The 3348-nt window shown below is 58.9% G+C and carries 2 protein-coding genes and 1 pseudogene; 2 read left to right on the top strand and 1 reads right to left on the bottom strand.

From position 1 onward, the window contains the following. Positions 1–380: hypothetical protein (locus EPD60_RS07660; protein ID WP_131448501.1), on the bottom strand; the 380-nt coding region annotated here is incomplete at its 3' end. 228 nt (positions 381–608) lie between these two features. On the opposite strand from EPD60_RS07660, the gene EPD60_RS17150 reads away from it, so the two are divergent. Then, positions 609–2408 carry a polysaccharide lyase gene (locus tag EPD60_RS17150; RefSeq protein WP_131448499.1) on the top strand — a complete coding sequence of 600 codons (1800 nt, stop codon included), beginning with the start codon at positions 609–611 and terminating at the stop codon, positions 2406–2408. 366 nt (positions 2409–2774) lie between these two features. After that, positions 2775–3348: pseudogene (locus EPD60_RS07650) on the top strand (M1 family metallopeptidase); the annotation flags it as partial.

Genomic DNA, 3348 nt, shown 5'->3' with positions numbered 1-3348 from the left:
GGCTGCAAGCAGCCTTGGATCACGACGGCGCGACGGCACGACGGCACAACGTTTTTTTCTTTTGATAAAAAACGCTCATCGTCATTTGGCTGGAGAAAAGTGATTTTGGATAAACCGGGTTCAACATTATTGACGAAAAAGTGCCCATAAGTTTTTTCCTCCGTCGTGCCGTTGTGCCGCCGTGCCGTCGTGAACCAACGGGTCGCAGGCCCGGTGTTGCCGCAGATTGTTAACACCTTGTGAACGCCTCCGGGCAAGCATAAAGCTTTCCATTCGCCATCTAATGGTTTCTGCCTGTTTGCGGCTAATGCGATACTCCGGGCAAGCTTCAAAAAAGCGCCGAAACCATGTAAAAATGCGGCTTTGGACCATCGCTTCATTAGAGGCCTCTAATCGCTAAAACCTAATACTGGCGCGGGTTTTCGGGCATGCGTACCCGTTGAAAAAGGGCCTCACCCCCCAAAAATCCCTGTTGGCCCCGTGATCGGCCGGGCCCATCTAAAGTCAAAGCAAATCGCCATTTGTGGGGACTACTTTTACACCGCGCCGCAAGGCATTGACCGCCGCAAGGCATTAACCTAACCGTTCACCACTTAACCTAACCTCCGATGAAACAACACCGCGTTTCGAGCCTGGCATTCCTGTGCCTCGCACTGAGTACGACAGTCATCTCCTGTAAGAAGGATGACATTCTCCCGGCCGATCAGCAAGTGACAGCGACCCCCACTCCCGGCATCAGCACCGAAGGCCTCGCCGCCAATGCTACAGGGACCAACACCCTCGCTACGACAGCCACCACCGCCAACACCGGATTTGTGCTGCCTTACTACCGCTCCATCAACTGGGACGGCCGCGCCGACGGTCTCTACAGCCAGACGCAGGCAAGCGCCGACCTCGGCCCCACCGCCTACTGGAAAGTGACCTCCGCTTCGCAGACCCAGACCTACAGCAAAATGCTGCAGACGACCCTGCTGAAGAACGCCCTCACGGCGGGCGGCGTTTTCTCGAAGATTGACATTCCCGACGCCTCCACGTACACCCTTTCGTACGACATGCAGTTTGCTTCCGACTTCGACTTCAGCCTCGGTGGCAAGATCGGCTTCGGCCTCCTGGTAGGTGACGGCAACACGGGCGGCGACCCGGGTTGGGACGGCCTCGGCGGTTCCATCCGTCTCGGCTGGGAAAAGAATGCTGCCGGCAACATCGTGCTGCGCCCCGACGTATACTACAAAGACCAGCCCGGCTCTTTCGGTAACAACTTCGGCAAGCAGTTCCCGGCTACCGGCTCGCTCCAGAAAGGCACCTGGTACAAAGTGACCATGGTTGTTAAGAGCAACACCGGCTCCAACACCGATGGTAGCGTGCAGCTCCTGATCAACGGCACCACCGTGCTTGACCAGGCCATCCGCTGGACCACCAGCGACGCCAAGCGCCTGTTCAACAACATTTGCTTTGAAAACTTCCGCGGCGGCTCTACAACGTCTTACCAGTCGGCTACCGACGGCAAGGTGTTCTACGACAACGTGGTGATCAGCTCCTCGCCGGTTACTGCGCCTGCCCCGACTCCGACGCCGACGCCCACTCCGACGCCGACGCCGACCCCCACTCCGGCTCCGGCCCCGGCACCTGCCCCGGCACCGGCTCCCACGCCTGCTCCCACTCCGACAACGGGTATTTCCACCCGGACCATTAACTGGGACGGCCGCGCCAACGGCAATTATGGTCTCTCCCAGGCCATCGCCGACTTCGGCAACGCCAACTACTACCAGGTGAGCAACGCTTCGCAAAGCCAGGTATACAACGGCATGCTGAAGACCACCCTGCTGGCCAACAGCCTTACCTCGGGCGGTGTGCTCACACGCTCCAACATTCCGCTTGGCTCGGAGTATGAGCTCTCCTTCGACATGCAGTTCGCCTCCAACTTCGACTTCAGCTGGGGCGGTAAAGTAGGCTACGGTCTCTTTATCGGCGACGGCAACACGGGCGGCGACCCGGGTTGGGATGGCAACGGTGGCTCGGTGCGCCTGATGTGGTACAAGAATACCAGCACCAGCCCGGTGATCCTGAAGCCTTATGTATACTACAAAGACCAGCCCGGCACCTACGGCAACGACTTCGGCAAGGTTTACCCCTCCGGCGGCGCCTCGATCCAGAAGGGCGTGTGGTACAAGGTGAAGATATACGTGAAGTGTAACACCGGCTCCAACACCGACGGCCGCGTTCAGGTAGTGATCAACGGTACCACCATCCTCGACCAGGCCATCCGCTGGACCACCAACGACGCCAAGCGCCTCGTAAACACCATCTGTTTCGAGACCTTCCGCGGTGGCGCCGAGACCTACTGGCAGTCGTCCACCAACGGCGACATCTACTTCGACAACCTGAAGCTGGTACAACTGGCACGCTAAGATTAGATGATAAAAATGAAAAGCCCCCCGCAGATGCGGGGGGCTTTTTTTGTGTTCCTCCAGGACCGTCATTGCGAGGGGCGATCTCTTCCAGAGCCGTCATTGCGAGCGTAGCGAAGCAATCCCCACAGCTATGGCACTGCTGTATACCGAAGCAAGGGAGTTGTCCCATAGATAGGGAGATTGCTTCGTCGTCTCCTTTCAGTCGCCTCCTCGCAATGACGGCATTAGGAGGCGCAATGGCGGCATTCAGAAAGACCGCCCGCCCCAAAATCCGGACCACTGCACCCTTTTCTTACTCCCGCTGCCGCGTAACCGGTAAATTCGGGACCCGGTTACCGGGTTCTTTCAACAAACCTCCAAGAAATGAAAAGCGCAATCGCTTCCCTGGCCCTGCTCGTTGCCACTACGGCCGCCGCACAGCAGCAGCCTCTTTACATGCCCCGCAACATCCAGCAGGCCTATGCCGCCGGCACCCGCAGCCCCGACGGCGCCCCGGGTAAGAACTACTGGCAGAACAAAGGCCGCTACAACATCGAAGTGAAGGTGACGCCGCCGAATAAGACGGTCACCGGCACCGAAACCATCGTGTACACCAACCACAGCCCCAACACGCTCAACCGGCTTACCATCAAGCTTATTCAGAACATCCACCAGCCCGGCGCCTCGCGCATGGGCGCCGCGGCGCGCGACTACCTCACCGGCGGCATCAACATCGACCGCTACACCGAGAACGGCGTTGAGAAGAAAGTACGCGCCAATACGGTGCGCACCTTCATGGATGTGCCGCTTACCAAAAAGCTCGCGCCCGGCGACTCCGTCACCCTCACCGTCAACTGGCACTACGACGTGAGCCAGGAGAGCGGCCGCGAAGGACGCCTCGACAGCACCAGCTTCTTCCTCGCCTACTTCTACCCGCGCGTGGCCGTGTACGACGACA

Source organism: Flaviaestuariibacter flavus, assembly GCF_004337505.1.
Classification (GTDB): Bacteria; Bacteroidota; Bacteroidia; order Chitinophagales; family Chitinophagaceae; genus Flavisolibacter; species Flavisolibacter flavus.
Note: the sequence above shows the minus strand (reverse complement) of the source record. Positions and strands in the feature narration are given on the sequence as shown.